Origin of the sequence: Halorubrum sp. SP3, assembly GCF_005435195.1 — an archaeon.
Lineage (GTDB): Archaea > Halobacteriota > Halobacteria > Halobacteriales > Haloferacaceae > Halorubrum > Halorubrum sodomense.
On sequence record NZ_SGTU01000001.1, the window covers coordinates 45,454 to 64,187 of the forward strand.

21 protein-coding genes are annotated in these 18,734 nt (G+C 70.5%); 11 read left to right on the plus strand and 10 right to left on the minus strand.

Annotated features, from left to right (window positions below; genetic code table 11):
• Nucleotides 1-3 precede the first annotated feature (3 nt).
• Nucleotides 4-651: a non-canonical purine NTP pyrophosphatase gene (locus tag EXE42_RS00255; RefSeq protein ID WP_092920087.1), complete on the plus strand. Its 648-nt coding sequence runs from the start codon at nt 4-6 to the stop codon at nt 649-651.
• A gap of 45 nt (nt 652-696) precedes the next feature.
• On the opposite strand, the gene EXE42_RS00260 is transcribed toward EXE42_RS00255, so the two are convergent.
• Complete coding sequence (locus EXE42_RS00260; protein ID WP_137705672.1) at nt 697-2,037, minus strand: aminotransferase class III-fold pyridoxal phosphate-dependent enzyme; 1,341 nt, start codon at nt 2,035-2,037, stop codon at nt 697-699.
• Between the two features lie 245 nt (nt 2,038-2,282).
• Between EXE42_RS00260 and EXE42_RS00265 the strand changes: the two genes are divergently transcribed.
• From EXE42_RS00265 to EXE42_RS00280, 4 genes are all read left to right on the plus strand, one after another.
• The gene (locus EXE42_RS00265; RefSeq protein ID WP_092920480.1) at nt 2,283-2,645 is read left to right on the plus strand and encodes an Hsp20/alpha crystallin family protein; all 363 of its coding nucleotides are present in this window, start codon (nt 2,283-2,285) and stop codon (nt 2,643-2,645) included.
• 142 nt (nt 2,646-2,787) lie between these two features.
• Nucleotides 2,788-3,426 (plus strand): deoxyribose-phosphate aldolase, encoded by a 639-nt coding sequence (gene deoC / locus EXE42_RS00270; RefSeq protein WP_137705673.1) that lies wholly within the window; start codon nt 2,788-2,790, stop codon nt 3,424-3,426.
• A gap of 74 nt (nt 3,427-3,500) precedes the next feature.
• Complete coding sequence (locus EXE42_RS00275) at nt 3,501-3,725, plus strand: hypothetical protein (RefSeq protein ID WP_092920084.1); 225 nt, start codon at nt 3,501-3,503, stop codon at nt 3,723-3,725.
• A gap of 72 nt (nt 3,726-3,797) precedes the next feature.
• Entirely contained in the window at nt 3,798-4,031 is a 234-nt protein-coding gene (locus EXE42_RS00280; RefSeq protein ID WP_092920083.1) for a hypothetical protein, read from the plus strand.
• 11 nt (nt 4,032-4,042) lie between these two features.
• On the opposite strand, the gene EXE42_RS00285 is transcribed toward EXE42_RS00280, so the two are convergent.
• From EXE42_RS00285 to EXE42_RS00300, 4 genes are all read right to left on the minus strand, one after another.
• On the minus strand, nt 4,043-4,837 hold the full coding sequence (locus EXE42_RS00285) for an ABC transporter ATP-binding protein (RefSeq protein ID WP_092920082.1): 795 nt from the start codon (nt 4,835-4,837) through the stop codon (nt 4,043-4,045).
• Nucleotides 4,825-5,631 carry an ABC transporter permease gene (locus EXE42_RS00290; protein ID WP_092920081.1) on the minus strand — a complete coding sequence of 269 codons (807 nt, stop codon included), beginning with the start codon at nt 5,629-5,631 and terminating at the stop codon, nt 4,825-4,827. The genes EXE42_RS00285 and EXE42_RS00290 overlap by 13 nt, the downstream gene beginning before the upstream one ends.
• Nucleotides 5,631-6,659: an ABC transporter substrate-binding protein gene (locus EXE42_RS00295; protein ID WP_092920080.1), complete on the minus strand. Its 1,029-nt coding sequence runs from the start codon at nt 6,657-6,659 to the stop codon at nt 5,631-5,633. The genes EXE42_RS00290 and EXE42_RS00295 overlap by 1 nt, the downstream gene beginning before the upstream one ends.
• Nucleotides 6,660-6,872: 213 nt before the next feature.
• A complete protein-coding gene (locus EXE42_RS00300) occupies nt 6,873-7,094 on the minus strand; it encodes a hypothetical protein (RefSeq protein WP_092920079.1) in 222 nt (73 codons plus the stop codon).
• A gap of 134 nt (nt 7,095-7,228) precedes the next feature.
• On the opposite strand from EXE42_RS00300, the gene EXE42_RS00305 reads away from it, so the two are divergent.
• Nucleotides 7,229-8,062: an SDR family oxidoreductase gene (locus tag EXE42_RS00305; RefSeq protein WP_174548980.1), complete on the plus strand. Its 834-nt coding sequence runs from the start codon at nt 7,229-7,231 to the stop codon at nt 8,060-8,062.
• Nucleotides 8,063-8,105: 43 nt separating this feature from the next.
• Here the strand turns inward: EXE42_RS00305 and EXE42_RS00310 are convergent, their stop codons facing one another.
• Nucleotides 8,106-8,702 carry a PadR family transcriptional regulator gene (locus EXE42_RS00310; protein WP_137705674.1) on the minus strand — a complete coding sequence of 199 codons (597 nt, stop codon included), beginning with the start codon at nt 8,700-8,702 and terminating at the stop codon, nt 8,106-8,108.
• 214 nt (nt 8,703-8,916) lie between these two features.
• On the opposite strand from EXE42_RS00310, the gene EXE42_RS00315 reads away from it, so the two are divergent.
• From EXE42_RS00315 to EXE42_RS00325, 3 genes are all read left to right on the plus strand, one after another.
• A complete protein-coding gene (locus EXE42_RS00315; RefSeq protein ID WP_137705675.1) occupies nt 8,917-10,524 on the plus strand; it encodes a heme-binding protein in 1,608 nt (535 codons plus the stop codon).
• A 410-nt stretch (nt 10,525-10,934) separates the two neighbouring features.
• On the plus strand, nt 10,935-11,399 hold the full coding sequence (locus tag EXE42_RS00320) for a universal stress protein (protein WP_137705676.1): 465 nt from the start codon (nt 10,935-10,937) through the stop codon (nt 11,397-11,399).
• A gap of 88 nt (nt 11,400-11,487) precedes the next feature.
• On the plus strand, nt 11,488-12,735 hold the full coding sequence (locus tag EXE42_RS00325) for a DHH family phosphoesterase (RefSeq protein ID WP_092920076.1): 1,248 nt from the start codon (nt 11,488-11,490) through the stop codon (nt 12,733-12,735).
• 26 nt (nt 12,736-12,761) lie between these two features.
• Here EXE42_RS00325 and EXE42_RS00330 read toward each other — a convergent pair whose 3' ends face one another.
• The 4 genes from EXE42_RS00330 to EXE42_RS00345 all read right to left on the minus strand — a co-directional run bounded on the left by EXE42_RS00330 (nt 12,762) and on the right by EXE42_RS00345 (nt 15,364).
• Complete coding sequence (locus tag EXE42_RS00330; RefSeq protein ID WP_137705677.1) at nt 12,762-13,667, minus strand: DUF106 domain-containing protein; 906 nt, start codon at nt 13,665-13,667, stop codon at nt 12,762-12,764.
• 73 nt (nt 13,668-13,740) lie between these two features.
• The gene (locus tag EXE42_RS00335) at nt 13,741-14,364 is read right to left on the minus strand and encodes an adenylate kinase (protein ID WP_137705678.1); all 624 of its coding nucleotides are present in this window, start codon (nt 14,362-14,364) and stop codon (nt 13,741-13,743) included.
• Between the two features lie 65 nt (nt 14,365-14,429).
• Nucleotides 14,430-14,999, minus strand: coding sequence for a GNAT family N-acetyltransferase (locus EXE42_RS00340; RefSeq protein WP_137705679.1), 570 nt, complete (start codon nt 14,997-14,999; stop codon nt 14,430-14,432).
• Nucleotides 14,996-15,364: a universal stress protein gene (locus EXE42_RS00345; RefSeq protein ID WP_092920072.1), complete on the minus strand. Its 369-nt coding sequence runs from the start codon at nt 15,362-15,364 to the stop codon at nt 14,996-14,998. Before EXE42_RS00345 ends, EXE42_RS00340 begins: the two co-directional genes overlap by 4 nt.
• A 175-nt stretch (nt 15,365-15,539) precedes the next feature.
• Here EXE42_RS00345 and EXE42_RS00350 point away from each other — a divergent pair, with 175 nt between their 5' ends.
• Nucleotides 15,540-18,077 carry a glycoside hydrolase family 3 N-terminal domain-containing protein gene (locus tag EXE42_RS00350; protein WP_137705680.1) on the plus strand — a complete coding sequence of 846 codons (2,538 nt, stop codon included), beginning with the start codon at nt 15,540-15,542 and terminating at the stop codon, nt 18,075-18,077.
• Complete coding sequence (locus EXE42_RS00355; protein WP_158293684.1) at nt 18,077-18,679, plus strand: PGF-CTERM sorting domain-containing protein; 603 nt, start codon at nt 18,077-18,079, stop codon at nt 18,677-18,679. The genes EXE42_RS00350 and EXE42_RS00355 overlap by 1 nt, the downstream gene beginning before the upstream one ends.
• The last annotated feature ends 55 nt before the right edge of the window (nt 18,680-18,734 follow it).

Consider the following 18,734-nt stretch of genomic DNA (forward strand, 5'->3'; position numbering starts at 1 on the left):
TCCGTGCTCAGGTACGTGACGACGAACCCGGGGAAGGTGCGCGAGGCGGAGCGGTACCTCCCGGACGGCTCGGTGGAGCGGCTCGACTTCGACTACACGGAGATCCAGGCCGACGGACTCGGTCCGATCGCGGCGCGGGGGGCCCGCGAGGCGTACCGCCACGCGGACGCGCCGGTCCTCGTCGACGATGCGGGGCTGTTCGTCGAGGGGCTCGACGGCTTCCCGGGCCCGTACTCCTCGTACGTCGAGGACACGCTCGGGATCGAGCGGGTCCACGAGATCGCCGCCGACCTCGACGACCGCCGCGCCGCCTTCCGCTGCGTGCTCGGCTACTGCGACGGCGAGGGGTTCGCGGCGAGCCCCGACCCCGTCGACCGGGGAGACCGCGACGCGGCCGCGGCGGCGGGGCCGGACGGCGAGGGCGACGGCGGATCGGACGGGACCGACGCGGAGCCGCTCCCGGTCAAGCTGTTCGAGGGGTACGTCCCGGGCCGGATCGTCGCGCCGCGGGGCGACGGCGGGTTCGGCTACGACCCGATCTTCGAGCACGATGGCGAGACGTTCGCGGAGATGGACACCGACCGGAAGAACGCCGTGTCGCACCGCGGGCGGGCCTTAGCGAAGTTCGCTGAGTGGTACGCGGACCGCTGAAGCTCGCCCCGTCGAGCCGCGGACGACGACCGAGTCGGGACCGACTCAGGCCGCGGCCGCGATCGCGTCTGCGAGGAGGTCGGCGCCGAGGTCGATCTCGCGTTCGGTGACGTCGAGCGGCGGGAGGATCCGGAGGACCTCGTGGCCGCACGCGAGCGTGAGGAGGCCGCGCTCGAACGCGTTCTTCACGACCGCGTCCCGGCGCTCTTTGGTGTCGAACTCGAGGGCGCACAGCAGCCCCTTCCCGCGGACGTCGTCGACCGGGTCGAGGTCGGCGTCGCGCATCGTTTCGATGAACTGCCGGCCGCGGACGACGGCGTTGTCGGTGAGGTCCGCCTCCTCGATCGCGTCGAGCGTGAGCGCGCCCTGCGCGGAGGCGATCAGGTCGCCGGCGCCCCACGTCGAGGAGAGGCGGCCGGTCTCCTCGGGGAACACGTCGCCGCGCGAGACGGTCGCGCCCACGCGCAGCCCCTTCGCGCTCGCGATCACGTCGGGGTCGTACGCGTAGTGGTCGGACCCCCACATCTCCCCGGTGCGACCGACGCCGGTCTGGATCTCGTCGGCGATCACCGTGATGTCGTGTTCGTCGGTGATCGCCGCGATCTCGTCGGTGAACGCCTCCGAGGGGAACCGGTAGCCCCCCTCGCCCTGGATCGGTTCGAGGACGAGATAGGCCACGTCGTCCGGGTGGACGGTCCCGCGTTCGGGGTCGAGCTTCTTCCGGAGCCGCGAGACGCCGTCCGCGAAGAAGCCACAGGAGCAGGTCTCGGGCGAGCAGGTCCGGTCCTCGCAGAACGGGACGTCGGTCACGCCGCTCACCTCGGGGAAGTCGCGGCGGTAGACGGACTTCGATCGGTTGAGCGAGAGCGCGCCCAGCGTCCGGCCGTGGAACGCCCCGTCGAAGGTGATCGCGTACGTGGCGCCGTCCGAGGCGTCGTAGGCGATCTTGATGGCGTTCTCGACCGCCTCGGCGCCGGAGTTCGAGAGGAAGACGGTGTCCATATCGTAGTGACTCGTCAGGTCCGTCAGGCGGTCCATGAGCCCCGAGGCGCCGGGTATCCCGTCGTCCGGCGAGGGGCCGCCCGCGGCGTAGAAGTCCTGTCCCGCGATCTTCAGCGGGTCGACGAGGTCGAACTCCGCGAGCCGGTCCATCACGAGCGGGTTGTTGTACCCGAGCGGCGCGGCGGCGACGTGGCTGGTGAAGTCCATGAGGACGTTGCCGTCGACGTCGGTACAGAAGGGGCCCTCGGCGGGGGCGGTGCGGTCCCAGACGAACTCGTAGACGTAGGTGCTCGGCGCGGCCGACTCGTGGTGGTACTCGACCCACTCGCGGGCGCGCTCGCCGGGGAGGTCGTCGACGGCAGGCGTGGCTGTGTCGCGGTCCATGCGCAACGATCGCGCCCGGGCGAGATAAATCCGGGCGACCGCGGGGAAGTCGGGGAGACATCCGACGTCCGTTCGCTCGCCCTCGTCCGGGGTAGAGACCGGATCCGTCGGCGCGACGCGTCGAAACGCGTGTTCGGTTCGGACACGAGTCGAGACGTAAAATGTGGTAAAGTACCATACTACGGAAAATTTTTATAGAATCGCAATCATACATACGCCTGCGTTCGAGGTGGTCAGCAATGCCCATGCTCGAACCGGCGAACACGTGGACGCAAGGACTCGACTTCCCGAGCCGACTGTTCGAATCCGGTAGCAACGACTACCAACTGTACGAGGAGGACGGCGAGTTCGTCCTCTCGGTCGAGCTTCCGGGGTTCGACCCCGCGGAGATCACCGCCTCGTGGAACAACGGCGTGCTCAACGTCGCCGGCGAACACGAGGACGAGACCCGGGGGGCCCGCCGGACGTATCACCGGCGGTTCCGCTTCCCGAAGGCGATCGACGAGGAGGGTATCGAGGCCGAGTACCGGAACGGCATCCTGACGGTCCGACTTCCCGTGACCGTCGAGGACGCCGTCTCCGGCACGGAGATCGAAATCGAGAGTTAACGCCGATCCCGTCGGTTTCGCCGGCCGTCTGCCGGCCGCCTCCGATCCGTTTCCCCGTCCGTTTTTCGCCGTCCGCGCGTTCCAAGACGGCCGGTCGCGTCGACCCAGCACGCCTTTGGGTTCCCGGCGCGACGGGCGAGACATGAACCGCGAGGAGTTCGCCGCCAGCATCGACCACACCGTCCTCGGTCCGGAGACGACCCCGGCCGACGTGCGAACCGTTCTCGACGAGGCCGCCGATCACGGGATGAACGCCTGTATCCCGCCGTGTTACGTGTCCGAAGCGGCCGAGTACGAGAACGCGCCCGAAACGATCGCGACCGTGGTCGGGTTCCCGCACGGCCAGCACGCCCCGGCGGTCAAGCGCGACGAGGCGGTCGCGGCGTGGGAGGACGGCGCCGACGAGGTCGACATCGTGATCAACGTCGGCCGGCTCAAGGCGGGCGACGACGGCGCGGTGGCGGACGAGCTCGCGGACGTCGTCGCGGCCGTCCCGGTCCCGGTGAAGGTGATCGTCGAGACGGCGCTGCTCGACGACGCCGAGAAGCGTCGCGCCTGCGAGGCCGCCGTCGCCGCCGACGCCGACATGGTGAAGACCTCGACCGGCTTCGCGGACGGCGGCGCGACGGTCCCCGACGTGGAGCTGATGAGCGAGTACCTCCCGGTGAAGGCCTCCGGCGGCGTCGGCTCCTACGCGGAGGCGACCGCCATGCTCGACGCCGGCGCCGTCCGGATCGGCGCCTCCGCCGGCGTCGACATCGTCGAAGGGTACCCTGAGTGACGGAGCCGCTCGCCGTTCTCCCGGCGTGAAAATACGGTCGGACGGATTTATAATCGGAGCGCGTACGGGAGGCCATGAGCCACCAACCGGGATCGCAACGCTTCGACCTCGACGCGGCGTTCAAGGCGTTCGGCGCGGTCGGAATCGCCATCTCCGTCGCGCTCATCGTCGGCGTGCTCGCCCTGACGGATCCGTTCGGAGAGTACGTCACCGCGTCGCCCGCCGTCTTCGGTACCCTCCTCTCGACCGCCCTCGTCGTCGCGGTCGGCTACACGACGTACGCGCTCCGCCGACGCTGACGAGGGACCCGCCTGCCGAGGTCCGGCCGCGACGCCGGGAGACATAAACCGCTCGCGGGCGGAGCGACGCGCATGACCGACGAGTCGACCGACGAGGCCGTGGAACGCTTCCTCGACCGAGCGGCGGCGGCGCTCGACGACTACGACGAGGGGTACGCGGACGCGGACGCGACGCTGGCGACCCTGCGCACGCACGTCGACGAGCTGTCGGCGGGCGTCGAGGGGAGCGAGGACGGAGGGAGCGAGGGCAGGGGGAGCGAGGACGGGGGGAGCGAGGAAGAAGAGAGCGAGGACCGGGAGGGGTAGCGCGCGACCGGCTACGGGTCGGCGCCGATCAGTTCCCGGACGCGGCCGACGTACTCCGCGAAGGCCGCGTCGCCGCGCTCGCGAGGGCGCTCGACGTCGACGTCGACCACCTCGCGGACGCGACCCGGCTCCGCGGCCATCACGACGATTCGGTCCGCGAGCGTCACCGCCTCCGCGACGTCGTGCGTGACGAAGAGGACCGTCTTGCCGGTCGAGGCCCACACGTCGAGCAACTCCCGCTGGAGCATCTCGCGGGTCTGGGCGTCGACCGCGCCGAACGGCTCGTCCATGAGGAGGAGGGCCGGGTCGACGGCGAGCGCCCGGGCGATGGCGACGCGCTGTTTCATCCCGCCGGACAGCGATTTGGGATAGGCGTCGCGAAACTCCGTCAGCCCGACGAGGTCGAGCATCTCGTCGACGCGCGCCTCGCGCTCGGCGGGCGAGCGGTCGCTCCGTTCGAGCCCGAACCCGACGTTCTCCGCGACGGTGAGCCACGGGAACAGGTGGTACTCCTGGAACACCACGCCCATGTCGGTCGTCGGCTCCGTGACCCGGGTGCCGTCGAGCAGCACCCGACCGTCCGTCGCCTCGGTCAGTCCGGCGACGATCCGGAACAGCGTCGTCTTCCCGCAGCCCGACGGACCGACGAGACAGACGAACTCCCCGTCCGCGACCGAGAACGACACGTCGTCGAGCGCGCGGACCGGATCCCCGTCGCCGTCGCCGGCGTACGTCTTGCCGACCCCGTCGAGGGCGACGCTCGCCTCCCCCGGGGACGGGGCCGCGCTCTCGTTCACGCCCGCCATACCAACACCCGCCGTTCGACCGCGCGGAACGCCACGTCGACGATCAGGAACATCAGGCTCAACACGAGGATGTACGCGATGGCCCGGTCGACGCGGAGGTTGTTGCTCGCGCGGATTATCTCGCGGCCGACCCCGGGGACGCCGAATATCTCCGAGGCGACGACGAGCATCCAGCACCGGCCCAGTCCGGTCCGGATCCCGGTCATGATCCCCGGCATCGACGCCGGCAACACGATCGACCGGACCGCGTCGAGGTCGCCGCGGACGCCCAGCGTCCGCCCCACGTCGAGGAGGTCGTCGCTCACGCCTTCCACGGCGCCGTACGACGCGTAGAAGTTGATCCAGAAGGCGCCGACCGCGATGATGAAGGCGGCGCCCCAGTCGTTGATCCCGAACCACGCGATCGCGAAGCCGATGAGCGCGAGCGGCGGCACCGGTCGCAGCGTCCGGACGAGCGGCGCCGTCAGGTCGTCCAGCAGGCGGCTCCACCCGAAGGCGACGCCGGCGGCCACCCCGAGCCCGGTCCCGGCGATCGTCCCCGGGACCCAGTGGCGGACGCTCTGACGGAGCGCGGTCGTCATGTCGCCGGACGCGAGTTCGCCGACGAACGCCCCGCCGACCGCGACCGGCGAGGGGAGGACGAACGGGTCCTGCGTGAGCGAGGCGGCGTGCCAGACGACGAGGAAGCCCGCAATTCCGGCGGCCCCGCGGAGCAGCCGGCGGCGGTCGCCGAGCCCGACGCTCGCGAACGCCCCGCCGTCGCCCCCGACGCGCGGTCCGGTTTCGGTCGCCATCAGAGCGAGTCGTACACCTCGAGGTCGAATATCGCGTCGGTCGACAGCGGCTCGTCGATCTGCCCGTTACCGGCCGCGAACTCCGAGAACACCTGCGTCGCCTCCGTGATCTCGTTGGGGTCCGTGATGAAGTTCGACAGCGGCGAGTCGAGCGCGTCCCGCGCGCGGTCGGCCGGCATCCCGATCCCCTCCTCGACGTGGGACGCGGTCGCGTCCGGGTTCGCGTCGATGAACTCGGTCGCGCGGACGTGCTGTTCGAGGAACTGCGCCGCGAGCGGCGAGTCTCGGACCGCATCGCTCATCAGGGTGACCGCGGCGGGCTGGCCGGGGAGAACCTCGGCGGCGGTCCGGAGCATCGTCACGGACGACCCCTCGGCCTGCGCGATGGTCGGCACCGGCTCCATGATCGATGTGCCGTCGATCTCGTCGTTGGCGATCGCCTGCCACACCGCGCTCGCGCCGTTGATCTCGAGGATCTCCACGCTGTCGTTCTCGGCGGGGTCGACGCCGACGTCGCGGAGCCAGTACCGGAGCAGCACGTCCGGGACGCTCCCCTGCGGGAACGTGCCGAACGTGAACGGCTCGCCCCGCTCCTCCGCCCACGTCGCGAACGCGTCGGCGCCCTGCCGCTCGAACGTCTCGTGGAACGACTCCTCGGCCATGATCCCCATCGGCTCGCGGATGTTCGCGGCGGTCACCTGCGCGGCGATCCCGCGATCGATCGCGATCATCGCGGGAACGATCCCGAACATCGCGACGTCGATGTTCCCGCCGCCGAGCGCCTGAACGATCGCCGGCCCGTTGCCGAACTCCTGACCGGTGATCTCGGCGTCGATCTCCGAGAAGTACCCCTCGCCCTCCATCACGTACCACTGGAGGTCGGGGTAGATCGGCATATGTGCGACCGTCAGTTCGTCGAGTCCACCGCCGTTTCCGCCACCGAGACAGCCGGCGAGGCCGACCGTCGCAGTTCCGCCCGCGGCCGCGAGGAAGGACCGTCGCGACGCCGTCCGCGCTGATTCGTACACGTGTACGCGAAGACCCTTACGGGTAACACCCTCGCGTCACCAGCAACAGACGCGCATTCCGGTGACGGCGACACGCAGAGAAGTACCCGTCTCAGACGCTCTTGGGCGCTCTTAGCCACTCTTTGACGTATTTTCTCGATCGGTTTTCGTCACCGATAGACGCAATTGTTGCTCCCATCGTCCCGTCGGCCGGAATCGCTCCGTGGGCGGCGGTCAGGCCCCACCGACCGCGTCCTCGTCGAACAGTCCCAGGTCCTCGGCGACGAGGTCGGCGAGGCGGTCTTTGATCGCGGGATCGACCTCGGCGACGGACTCGCCGTCGTGTTTCTGGGCGTTGTGTTTCTCGAGCGCGTCCGCGAGGTCGTCGAGGGGCACGCGGGTCTCCGTCTCGCACTCGTCGCACACGATCGGGACGGACGGCTCGTCGGTGGACATGATCCGTACGATCTCCCGTGGCGGATATATGCCTTCGGGGGCCGGGGGCGGCGCCGCCGGGTCCCGGGGTCGGTCCTGCTCCGGCCGACGCCGCCAACCGCCACCGTCTACTGGGCGCGCCGCGACGCTCCGTCATGGACGTTCTCGTGACGGGAGGCGCCGGCGGGATCGGCGGCGGGGTCGCGCGATCGCTCGCGGCCGCCGGCCACGACGTGCTCGGCGTCGACCGCGACGCCGAGGGGCTCGCGGCCCTGCCCGACGCGGTCGAGACCGCCGCGGTCGACCTCCGGGACGAAGCCGCAGTCCGAGACCTGCTCGCGGACCGCCCGCTCGACGCGGTCGTCTCCTGCGTCGGCGGCTACGAGATCGCGGCGATCGAGGACACCTCGGCCGAGGCGTTCCGCCGGCAGGTGGAGACGAACCTGACAGCGGTCCACGCGACCGTTTCCGCGGCGCTGCCGACGCTGCGCGAGCGGGGCGGCCGCGTCGTGGTCGTCGGGTCGATGGTCGGGTCGGTGGCGCTGCCGTACCACGGCGCCTACAGCGCCGCGAAGGCCGGCCTCGATGCCTACGTCGACGCGCTCCGCCGAGAGGTCGGACCTCGGGGAGTCGCCGTCGCGCTGGTCGAACCGGGGCCCGTCCCGACCGGCTTCAACGAGCGAGCCGCCACGGCGGTCGAGGCCGAGAACGGCGAGGCGACGGGCGACGAGGGGCCGAGCGGCGAGGGGCCGTACGCCGACGCCTACCGCGCGTTCGAGGGGTACTCCCCGGCGGCGACGGACGTCGAGACGGTCGTCGAGCGCGTGGTGACCGCGACGACTGCGGACCGGCCGGGGACCCGGTACCGCGTGAGCCGCCGGGCGCGGTGGCTGCCCCGGCTCGCGCGCGTCCTCCCGGACCGGGTGTACGACCGACTCGTCCGAGCCGGACTTCCCGGCGGGCTCCTGTGGCGGCTGCTCCACCGGTAGCCGTCTCGCGGCGGACGTCTCCCGCGGGGCGCGCCGCGGCGAGTCAGTCGTCCGCCGCGCCGGACGACGCCCCCTCGGACTCCTCCGGGTCGTCCGCGCTCTCGGCCTCGGACTCCGCGTCGGCCGCCGCCGTTCCGTTCCCCTCGGCGTAGAACTCCTCGGGCGAGGCGTCGATCCGCTCGAACTCGCCGAAGTCGCGCTCGTGGTGGCGGATCATCTGCTCGACGATCCACGCGCTGTACCGCTCCGAGTAGCCCCAGTCGGCGTCCGCGTCGTCGACGTCGAACCGGTCGTCGGTGGCCAGCGCGGCGTACAGGTGGTAGAAGCCGAGGACGACGTCACCGAAGTCCCGCGCCTCGCCGCCGATGTCACGACGCTTCTCGGCCAGCTCCTCGCGGCCGGCGTCGGTGAGCGCGAAGTACTTCCGGTCGGGCTCGTCGTCGCGCTCGACGCGCTCGGCGACGCCCTTCTCCTCGAACTTGTAGAGGATCGGGTAGACGGAGCCGTAGGAGGGCTCCCAGTGCCCGCCGCTTATCTCGGTGATCTCACCGAGCAGCTCGTACCCGTATCGGGGACGCTCGTCGAGCAGCTCCAACACGAGATACGAGATCAGTCCTTTCGGCGGGCCGCTTTTCCGCATCGTCTCCATCTTTCGGGGTCGCGTCGAAAGGGTTTCGATCACGGCGACTCCGGGGCCGCTCGGCCGGAAGCGACGTCGTCCGAACCGGTTTCCCGGTGCGAACGACGCCGGATCGTGGCCCCAGTTCCGACGGACGGATCCCGCGACCGTCCCCCCGTTTCCGGTCTACGGGACGACCCGCAAACCCCTAAGTCGCGGGGCCCGAACCCCGAGTATGGTCGAGGCTCCACAGACCGCCGAAGGGTGGTTCTCGCTACACGACTTCCGCTCGATCGACTGGGACGCCTGGCGCGAGGCGCCCGAGTCCGAACGGGAGCGGGCTATCGAGGAGGGCGAAGCCTTCCTGAAGCACCGCGAACTGGTCGCAGACGCCGACGACGGCGAGTCCGCGCTGTTCTCCGTGCTCGGGCACAAGGCCGACCTCCTGTTCCTCCACTTCCGGCCGGCGCTCGACGACCTGTCCGCGATCGAGCGCCGCTTCGAAGACACCGCGCTCGCGGAGTTCACCGAACGGGAGACCTCCTACGTCTCCGTCACCGAGGTGTCCGGGTACGTCTCCGACGACTACTTTGAGGAGGGCGCCGACGCCGTCGACGAGGGGCTCCGCCGGTATATCGAGGGGAAGCTGAAGCCCGAGATCCCGGACGACGAGTACGTCAGCTTCTATCCGATGAGCAAGCGCCGCGGCGAGGAGCACAACTGGTACGACCTCGAGTTCGAGGAGCGCGCCGAGCTGATGGCGGGCCACGGCGAGGTCGGCAAGGAGTACGCCGGCAAGATCAAGCAGGTGATCGCCTCCTCCGTCGGCTTCGACGACCACGAGTGGGGCGTCACGCTGTTCGGCGCCGACCCGACCGACATCAAGGACATCGTCTACGAGATGCGGTTCGACCCCGCCTCCTCGCGGTACGGCGAGTTCGGCGACTTCTACGTCGGCCGCCGGTTCCCGCCGCGCGACCTCGACGCCTTCCTCGCGGGCGAGACGGTCCCGACCGGCCGCGTCCCCGAGGCGGACAGCGCGGGCCATCCGCACGACGAGGGCGGCGGCCACGGCGACCACGCGCACGGCCGCGATGAGGGGCACGACCGCTCCGGCGCGGGCGGCGGCTCGGCTCACGGCGACCACCCGCACGGCGAGGAGGCGACCGGCGGGGAGGGCGACCATCCGCACGGCGAGGGCGACGGTCACGGCGACGAGGGAGGCCATCGCGACGGCGATGGCGGTGACGGCGTCGACGACGCCGACATCCGCGGCGAGCTCGCGGACCTCGACATCTACGCCGGGAAGCCCCACGGCGAGGACGTGTACGCCACCGTGCTGTACAGCGAGGCCGACACCGACGCGCTGTTCGACGAGGTCGAGGGGCTCCGCGGCAACTTCGACCACTACGGCACCCACGTCAAAACGGCCGTCTACGAGGGCCGCCACACCGACCGCGCCGCAGTGGTCTCGATCTGGGACACCGCGTCGGCGGCCGAGACCGCTGCCGGGTTCCTCTCCGAGCTGCCCGACATCGTCGCGCGCGCCGGCGAGGAGTCCGGCTTCGGCACGATGGGAATGTTCTACACCGTCAAGCCCGACTACCAGACGGAGTTCGTCGAGACCTTCGACGACGTCGGCGAGCTGCTGGGGGAGATGGACGGCCACGTCGAGACCGACCTGATGGTGAACGTCGAAGACGAGAACGACATGTTCATCGCCAGCCAGTGGAACGCGAAGGAGGACGCGATGGCGTTCTTCCGCTCCGACGAGTTCTCCGAGACCGTCCAGTGGGGCCGCGACGTGCTCGCGGACCGGCCGCGGCACGTGTTCCTGGCGTAGTGCGACTGAACGTGCAGAATAATTTATAAACAGTCTACGGAGGATCGGCGGCGAACACCGCCGAAGCCCCAGCCGGGATGGCGGCGGACGCTTGCTGCGCTCCTCGGTCGCTCACTACGTTCGCTCCCTGCGGTGCTTACATCGCCTCCGCCGCCATCCCGGCTGCCCCTTCGAGTCCCGCCCCGCACAGCACCTCACGCCTCCCCAGCCTCGCGGCTCCCTCCGCTTCGCTCCGGTCGCCGCGTCCCTCGCGCGTGCTGCTCGGCCGCGAGGCGGCCTCGCAGGCACGCGCCGCCGCCCCGCAGTCGCCTATTTATAGACCGTGTCGCCGTCGCGTCGGCGTGTCTGTCGACTCCGTTCCCCTCCGCCGACCGCCGGGTTTTAGGTATCGCTGCGGCGAACGGACGGCCATGTTCGACACCATCGTGGTCGCGACCGACGGCTCCGACAGCGTCCGGCGGGCCGTCTCGGTCGCGGTCGACGTGGCGGCGCGGTTCGACGCCGAGGTCCACGCGGTGTACGTCGTCGACGCCGGCGAGGTCGAGTCGTCGCCGGACACGGTCCGCGACGACCTCCGCGACGCCCTCGACGATCAGGGACGCGACGCCCTCGACCGCGTCTCCGACGCCGCGCACGACCGCGACGGCGACCTCGACGTGACGATCGAGGTCCGCGAGGGGCGCCCGGCCTCGGAGATCGACGCGTACGCCCGCTCGGTCGACGCCGACCTCGTCGCGATGGGCACGCGGGGGCGCCACGGCGAGAACCGCTTCCTCATCGGCTCCGTCGCCGAGCGCGTCGTCCGGACCTGCCCGGTCCCGGTGTTGACGGTGCGACAGCTGACCGACGAGGACCCGCGGCGCACGACGGTCTGACGGCCGCGCGACCGCCCACCGCGACGGCGACGCCGCGCGACCGCCCCGAGAGCGGCGGAGTTTTCCGGCTGCCGCCCGCCTCGACGGTATGGACGACGACCTCATCGAGACGGGGGACGCCCCCCGCTCGCGGTACACGAAGCTGCCGGGGACGGGGTTCTTCTACCCCGACTCGCTGGACGACGAGCGCGCCGAGCGGCGGGCGCGAGAGGCGATCGAGGGCAGCGAGGCGGTCGTGATCGCCGACGGCGACGCCGACGGCCTCGCCTGCGCCGCGATGATCCGCGAGGCGTACGACGCCGCGCTCGACGTCGCGCCCTTCGAGGACGCGATCGCGGCGCGGCTGGCGGAGGGCGAAGACGAATCGGACGAAACGGCGGAAGCCGACGCGGAGGACGACGACCCCCTCGCCGACGCCCACGCCGAGTCGCCGGTCGGGCTGCTCTCGGCGGGCCCGTACTCGATCGACACCGCGCTCGAACGCGTCGCCGAGCATGCGGACGACGACGTCGATCTCTTCGTCTGCGACCTCTGTCCCGACGACTACGAGTGGATCGCGGAGCCGCTCGAGACGCTCGCGGAGTCGACCGACGCGATCCGCTGGTTCGACCACCACCAGTGGGACGACGCGACCGCCGCCGCGGTGCGCGAGGCCGGCGTCGACCTCGTCGTCGGTGACTCCGACGAGGAGTGTACCGCCGACGTGACGCTCCGGTCGCTGGAGCACGCCTTCGACGACCGGTGGACCGAACTCGCCGAAGTCACCCGCGACCACGACCTCTGGATCAAGGAGGACCCCCGGTCCGACGACCTCGCTGATTACTCCTACTGGGCCGGCACCGAGGAGTACGCGGCCGTGATCGGTGCGTACGGCGTCGACCTCCCCGAGACGGTGCGATCGTTCGTCGCGGAGCGCCGGGTCGAGAAGGAAGCGCGAATCGACCTGGCGGTCGACCGCGCGGTCACCCACGAGGTCGGCGGCTGGCGCGTCGCGGTCACCTACGGCCGCTGCTCGCAGAACGAGGTCGCGGAGCGGCTGCGCGAGGCCGGCGCCGACGCCGCCGTGGTCGTCAAGCCCGCCGGGTCGGCCTCGATCCGCGGGTCCGACGACTTCCGCCACGCCCACGAGGTCGCCGGACGGGTGAACGGCGGCGGCCACCCGCAGGCGGCGGGCTGTAAGCCCGACATTTATGACGACATGCTGGATTACGCCCACCACTGGAGCACCGAGGGACAGGCGTGTAAGCGCGTCATCCTCGCGGCGTTCGAGGCGGTCGCCGAGGAGGTCGCGGCCGAGGGAAGCGACGGCGACGCCGCGGGCGAGGCCGCCGAGTAGGAACCGCGAGAGGGTCCGCTCGTCGCCTACGAGGAGGACGGCGACATCTCGATGTTGAGGCTCTTCTGGACCAGCTGCGTGAACGCCATCGAGCAGAGGAAGTACCAGAGGATCCACATCTGGATCGGTCCGACGATCCCCGTGTCCCAGGTGACGGTGCCGGCAAGCGGGACGACGAGCGCCTGATCCGCGACCGCCGGGTACGCGGCGGTCGACCCCCGATAGCCGATCACCCAGAACATCCAGAGGAACGCGGGGATGGTGAGGAACATGATCCACACCATCGGGCGGAACTGCTCTTTGAACATGCCGAGCTGGTCGCCCATCGCCTCCATCTGCTCTTCTTGTATCTCGTCGAGCGCCTCGTCGTCGTCGCGCTTCTCGGCCTCCTTCCGGCGCTCCTGAATGTTTTTCATCCGGTCCTGATACGCGCTCATCTTCTCCATGTCCATGAGCCCGGCGCGGAGCAGCGTCGAGTACAGCCCCGTCGCGAGCGCGATGACCATGATCACGACGTAGAAGGGGACGACGTTCAGGAGGGGGCCGAGGACGACGTCGATGGCGCCGGCGATCGCGTTCCGGACCGGGCCGACCGCGTAGCCGACGAACGCCCCGAGCGTCGCGAGTCCGGCCAGCTTGTCCCATTTCGACCAGCTGGTCGTCTCGGGCGTCTCCACGTCGCTCCCGCCGGAGTCGTCGTCTCTCATGCCGGCCTCGATACCCTCGCGGTCGGCCAGCGCGAACCCCTCCTCGCCGTCGATGAGGATCTCCTTCTCGATGAGCCGACCCCACTGTCCGCTCGTGATCTCGTCGCGAACGTCGACCCAGCGCACCTCGCCGCCGCTGGCGTGTTCGAGGACAGTTTCGAGGGCGTCCCGCATCTCGCCGTCCTCGCGGACCAGCGAGCGGACCCGCCGTTCGACTTTGCTCATTAGCGGCCGATTGGCGGTCGACGGTTAAGAACCTTGTAGGATCGCCGCTCGGATCGACCCTCGACGCCGCGGATTAACTCTCGACGACGTCGGAGATTCGGTCGAAGACCTCGTCCGGGGTCGCCTCGCCGTCGACCTCGACGAGGACTCCCTCGTCGCGGAAGTGGTCGACGACGGGCTCGGTGTTGTCGTAGAACACTTGGATGCGCTCGCGGGCGGTCTCCTCGGTGTCGTCCTCGCGCTGGATCAGTTCGCCGCCGCACTCGTCGCAGACGCCCGCTTCCTCGGGGGGCTGAAAGTCGACGTGGTAGTTCGCGCCGCAGTCGTCGCACACGCGGCGGCCGGTGAGCCGGTCGACGAGGACCTCCTCGTCGACGTCGAGCAAGATCACGGCGTCGAGGTCGGTGATCTCCGAGAGGTACTCGGCCTGGTCGAGGTTACGCGGATAGCCGTCGAGGACGAACCCGTCGGCGTCGTCGAGCGCGGCCCGAACGATCTCGTTGACGACCGGGTCGGGCACCAGTTCGCCCGCGTCCATGAACGACTTCGGCGTGCCGTACTCCGTCTCCATCTCCTTGTTCGCGCGGAGCGCGTCGCCGGTCGTGACGTGTTCGACGCCGTACTCGTCGGCCAGCTTCGCGCTCTGCGTCCCCTTTCCGGCGCCGGGCGCCCCCAACAGCAGAATTCGGTGACTCATACCGGAGCGGTCGCGGGCCGCGCGTAAAGGCTTGAAGATTCCGGCGAGCGAGGGGCGGCGGGCTCTCAATTCCCCCCGCCCTCGTCGGGCTCATCTCCGGCATCCTCGTTGAGTCGGAGCCCCATCTCCAGCTCGAAGCTCTCGGCGTCGGAGGTCTCGAAGCCGATCTTCTTGTACAGCGAGACCGCGGCGCGGTTCCAGCGCTCGACGGTGAGCCACACCTTCCGGACGTCGTTCGCCTGTCCGTGGCCGAGCAGCGCGCGGATGAGGTGCGTCCCGATCCCGGCGCGCTGGTACTCCTGGTGGACGAAGATCGCCAGTTCGTAGGCGTCGTCGTCCGGGACGAGCGTCGCGTGGCCGGCCGGCTCGTCGCCGCACCAGGCGATCACGTTGTAGCAGTCGTCACCGAGGATCGCCTCCAGCCACTCGCGGATGCGTTTCTCGCCGCCCGGCGGAATCCCCTGTGCGCGGTCCGCCGGGTCGAAGGTGTCGTACATCTCGACGAGCGACTCGCGGGCCTCGTCGTCCCCCTCGTACGATCGGATCTCGATCTCGCGGTCCTCGCGGTCGGTGAACGCGGTCGGCGGCGGCGGGAACTCGTCCGCCACCGCGTCCGGGTACCCTCCGTCGCTCATCTGACCAGCGTGACCGAGGTCTTGGCGTTCAACAGGACGAACTCGGCGATCGACCCGATCGTGATCTTCCCCATCGGGCTGGTGTGGCCGCCGCCCAGGACGATCTCCTCGAACCCCTCCGTCTCCGCGATCTCGACCAGTCGGCTCCCGGGGTCGCCCTCGACGCGTCGCACCTCGGCGTCGATCCCGGCCTCGTCGACCGCCTCCCGGGCGCGTTCCAGCACGTCGTCCGGGGCGACCGACGAGTCCTCGTTGTCCACCACGGCGACCGTCAGGTCGTCGTTCGCGACCGCCGCGCGCTCCACCGTCCGGTCGAGCGCGCGGAACGAGTCGTCGCTGCCGCCGATCCCGCAGAGCACCTTCATGTGCCACCCCTTCACCCGACGATACAAAAGTGGATCTCTGGGGCCGGGGGGCGTCCGGGGAGGGTAAGGCCGAACGCGTGACACCCCGAGCGGCCCGGGAGAAAATGTTTTGACAACCGTTACAATATAATTTATGAAAAATGATTAATAATGAATCACCTTCGGACGAGACGGAATGGCAGACGACTCAGAGCCAGCGGACGAGACGGACGGGACGTCCAGACGCACGTTCATGAAGGCCACCGGCGCCGCGACGGCGACGGCGGCGGTGGGAGGCGGCGCGAACGGCGTCGCCGCGCAGACCGGGACGGACGTTGAGTCGCTCCTCGCCGAGATGTCGCTCCGCGAGAAGGCCGGACAGATGACGCAGGTCGCGATCGGTTCCTTCGAACCGGAGCCGGAGGGGTCGAACGTGCCGGACAACTTCGAGGTCGACACCGTGGGCGAGCTCTTCTCCGAGCTCGCCGTCGGGTCGGTGCTCTCCGGGGGAGCGGTCCCCCCAAGTTTCGACGGAAACGAGGTGGTCAGCGGCGTGAACGCGCTTCAGGAGTACAACGTGGAGAACGCGCCAAACGGGATCCCGTTCCTGTACGGCGTCGACGCGACGCACGGGAACGACCTGCTGGAGGGCGCGACGGCGCTCCCGCAGCGGATGAACATGGGGGCCGCCCGCGACCCCGACCTCGTCGAGGAGGCGGAGCGCCACACCAGCCGGTCGGTGGCCGCGATGGGCGCGCACTGGACGTTCGCCCCGACGACGGACCTCCAGCGGGACCCCCGGTGGGGACGGTTCTACGAGGGGATCAGCGAGGACCCGCTCTTGGAGGGCGACATCTCTCGGGTGCGGGCCCGGGCGCTGGAGGACGACCCCCGGATGACGGCGTGCGTCAAACACTTCGCGGCCTACTCGGTGCCGAACAACGGCAACGACCGGGCGCCGGCCAGCACGTCGCTCCGCGACCTCCGGACGGACCTGCTGCCGCCGTACCGGGAGGCGCTGGAGGCCGAACCGGGGACGGTGATGGTGAACAGCGGCGCCGTCAACGGGAAACCGGCGCACGCGTCGCACTGGCTGTTGACCGACGTGCTCCGGGAGCGGTACGGGTTCGAGGGCGTGATCCTCTCCGACTACGACGACCTCAACCGGCTCATCACGAACCACGACTACGTGAGCGACTTCCGGACCGCCACGAAGCGGGCCATCAACGCCGGCGTCGACATGTACATGATCGGGAACGGCGGGAGCGCCCCCGGCCCGGGGCAGTACATCGACACGCTCGTGAGCCTCGTCGAGGACGGCGAGATACCGACCGAGCGCGTCGACGAGGCGGTGCGGAACATCCTCGAACTCAAGGCCGACCTCGGGCTGTTTAGCAGTCCGACCGTCGACGAGTCGCGCATCGACTCGACCCTCGGCGGCGCGCAGGCGGCCTCGGAGCGGCTGGCGAAGGAGTCGCTCGTGCTGCTGGAAAACGAGGACGACGCGCTCCCGCTCTCGGGGGCGGAGAGCGTGCTGCTCACCGGCCCGGGGATCGACGGGAACGGCAACGACACCCGGGCGCTGATGCAACACGGCGGCTGGACGCTCGGCTGGCAGGGGCCCGCGGCGGGCGGGCCGTTCCCCCGACAGAACCTGCTCGTCGACGAGCTGCGAAGCCGCGTCGGCTCGCTCACGCACGTCCCCACCTCGTTCGACAACGGGACGTGGTGGGCGGGACAGGGGACCGGCGGGAACCAGCAGAGCGACGAGAACGGGGACTTCGCGTTCACCGACGAGCAGGAGTCGGCGGTGCGCGACGCCGCGCCGGACGCCGACGCCGTCGTCGTCGTCCTCGGCGAGGGGCCCCACAACGAGGGGTTCGGCGACCGCGACGAGCTCGTGCTCGACGAGTCCCAGCAGCGGCTCGTCGACGCGGTCACCGAGCCGGCGCCCGAGGAGACGCCCGTCGTCGGCGTGATGTACGCGGGGAGCCCGCGCGGCTCCGTCGAGACGTTCTCGCAGCTCGACGCGCTCCTGTTCGCGGGCGAGCCGGGGAGCGACGCCGGCGTGGCCGTCGCGGAGACGCTCGTCGGCGAGTACAACCCCTCGGGGCGGCTCGCCTTTACGTGGCCGGGCAACGCCGGGACGCCCGTCGGGACAACGCCGGTCCCTCTGAACCGGTACTCGCCGACGTCGACGGGCGCGACGGACAACGGCCCGCTGTACGAGTTCGGACGCGGACTCAGCTACACGAGCTTCGAGTACGGCGAGGTCTCGCTCTCGCGGTCGAGCGTGGCCGACCCGAGCGAGACCTCCGAGCTCACGCTCAGCGTGGAGGTGTCGAACGCGGGCGACCGGGCCGGCGAACACGTCGTCGACGTGTTCAACACGCAGTCGTACGGCACCGTGCTCCAGCCGATCCGGCGGCTGGTGGGCTACGAGCGCGTCCGGCTCGCGGCCGGTGAGACGACGACCGTCGACGTGCCCGTGGACCTGAGCGCGTTGGAGGTCGTTCCGGGCGACGTCTTAGCGGTCATGCCGAAGACGGTCGAGGCCGGCGAGTACGAACTGACGGTCGGGCCGGACGGCCCCACGGCGACGCTGACCGTCGAGAACGGCGCCAGCATAACCGACGACAGGCCGGTTCCGGGGCGGTACGACATCGACGGCGACGGCGACGCGACCTTCGCGGACGTCGCGGCCCTGTTCCGCGCGGTCCGGGGTGGCGACTGATGGGCGCGATCCGCGCTCGCCGCCTGGGCGCGCTCCTGTTCGCCGTCGCGGTGGCTGCGGCCGCGGCCTCCGGCGCGGCGGTCGCCTCCGACCACGGCGTCGCGGTCGGGCCGGAGAACGCGACGGTCGACGCGAACGGGACGGCGACCGTCCCGGTGACGCTCAGCCGCGCTCCCGAGGGGGTTTCCGGGTTCGACCTCACGCTCGCGGTCGGGAACGAGTCCGTCGCGACCGTTGCGAACGCGAGCGTCGCGGCCCCCGTCGACGACGTCGCGAACGTCTCGCTGAGCGACGACGGGGAGACGGTCAGGGTCGCCGGGATCGACGGGACCGACGCGGTGGCCGATAACGCCACCGACGTGCGGCTCGCGACGCTGACCGTCCGGGGCGAGGCGCCCGGCGAGGCGCGTCTCACCGTCGTGGCGGTACACGGCCTCCAGTCCGACGGCGGAGACCCGCTCGCGGTGCGGACGGCGAACGGCACCGTGACCGTCGAGTCGTCCGCGGCGGCCACGGACGGGTCGACGCCGGGCTTCACCGCCGTCGTCGCCGTGCTCGCGGTCGTCGCGACGGCGCTCGCCGCCGTTCGGCGGACGGCCTGAACACCCCCGTCCGGCTGACGGCCTGACCGCCCTCGTCCGGCTGACGGCCTGAACA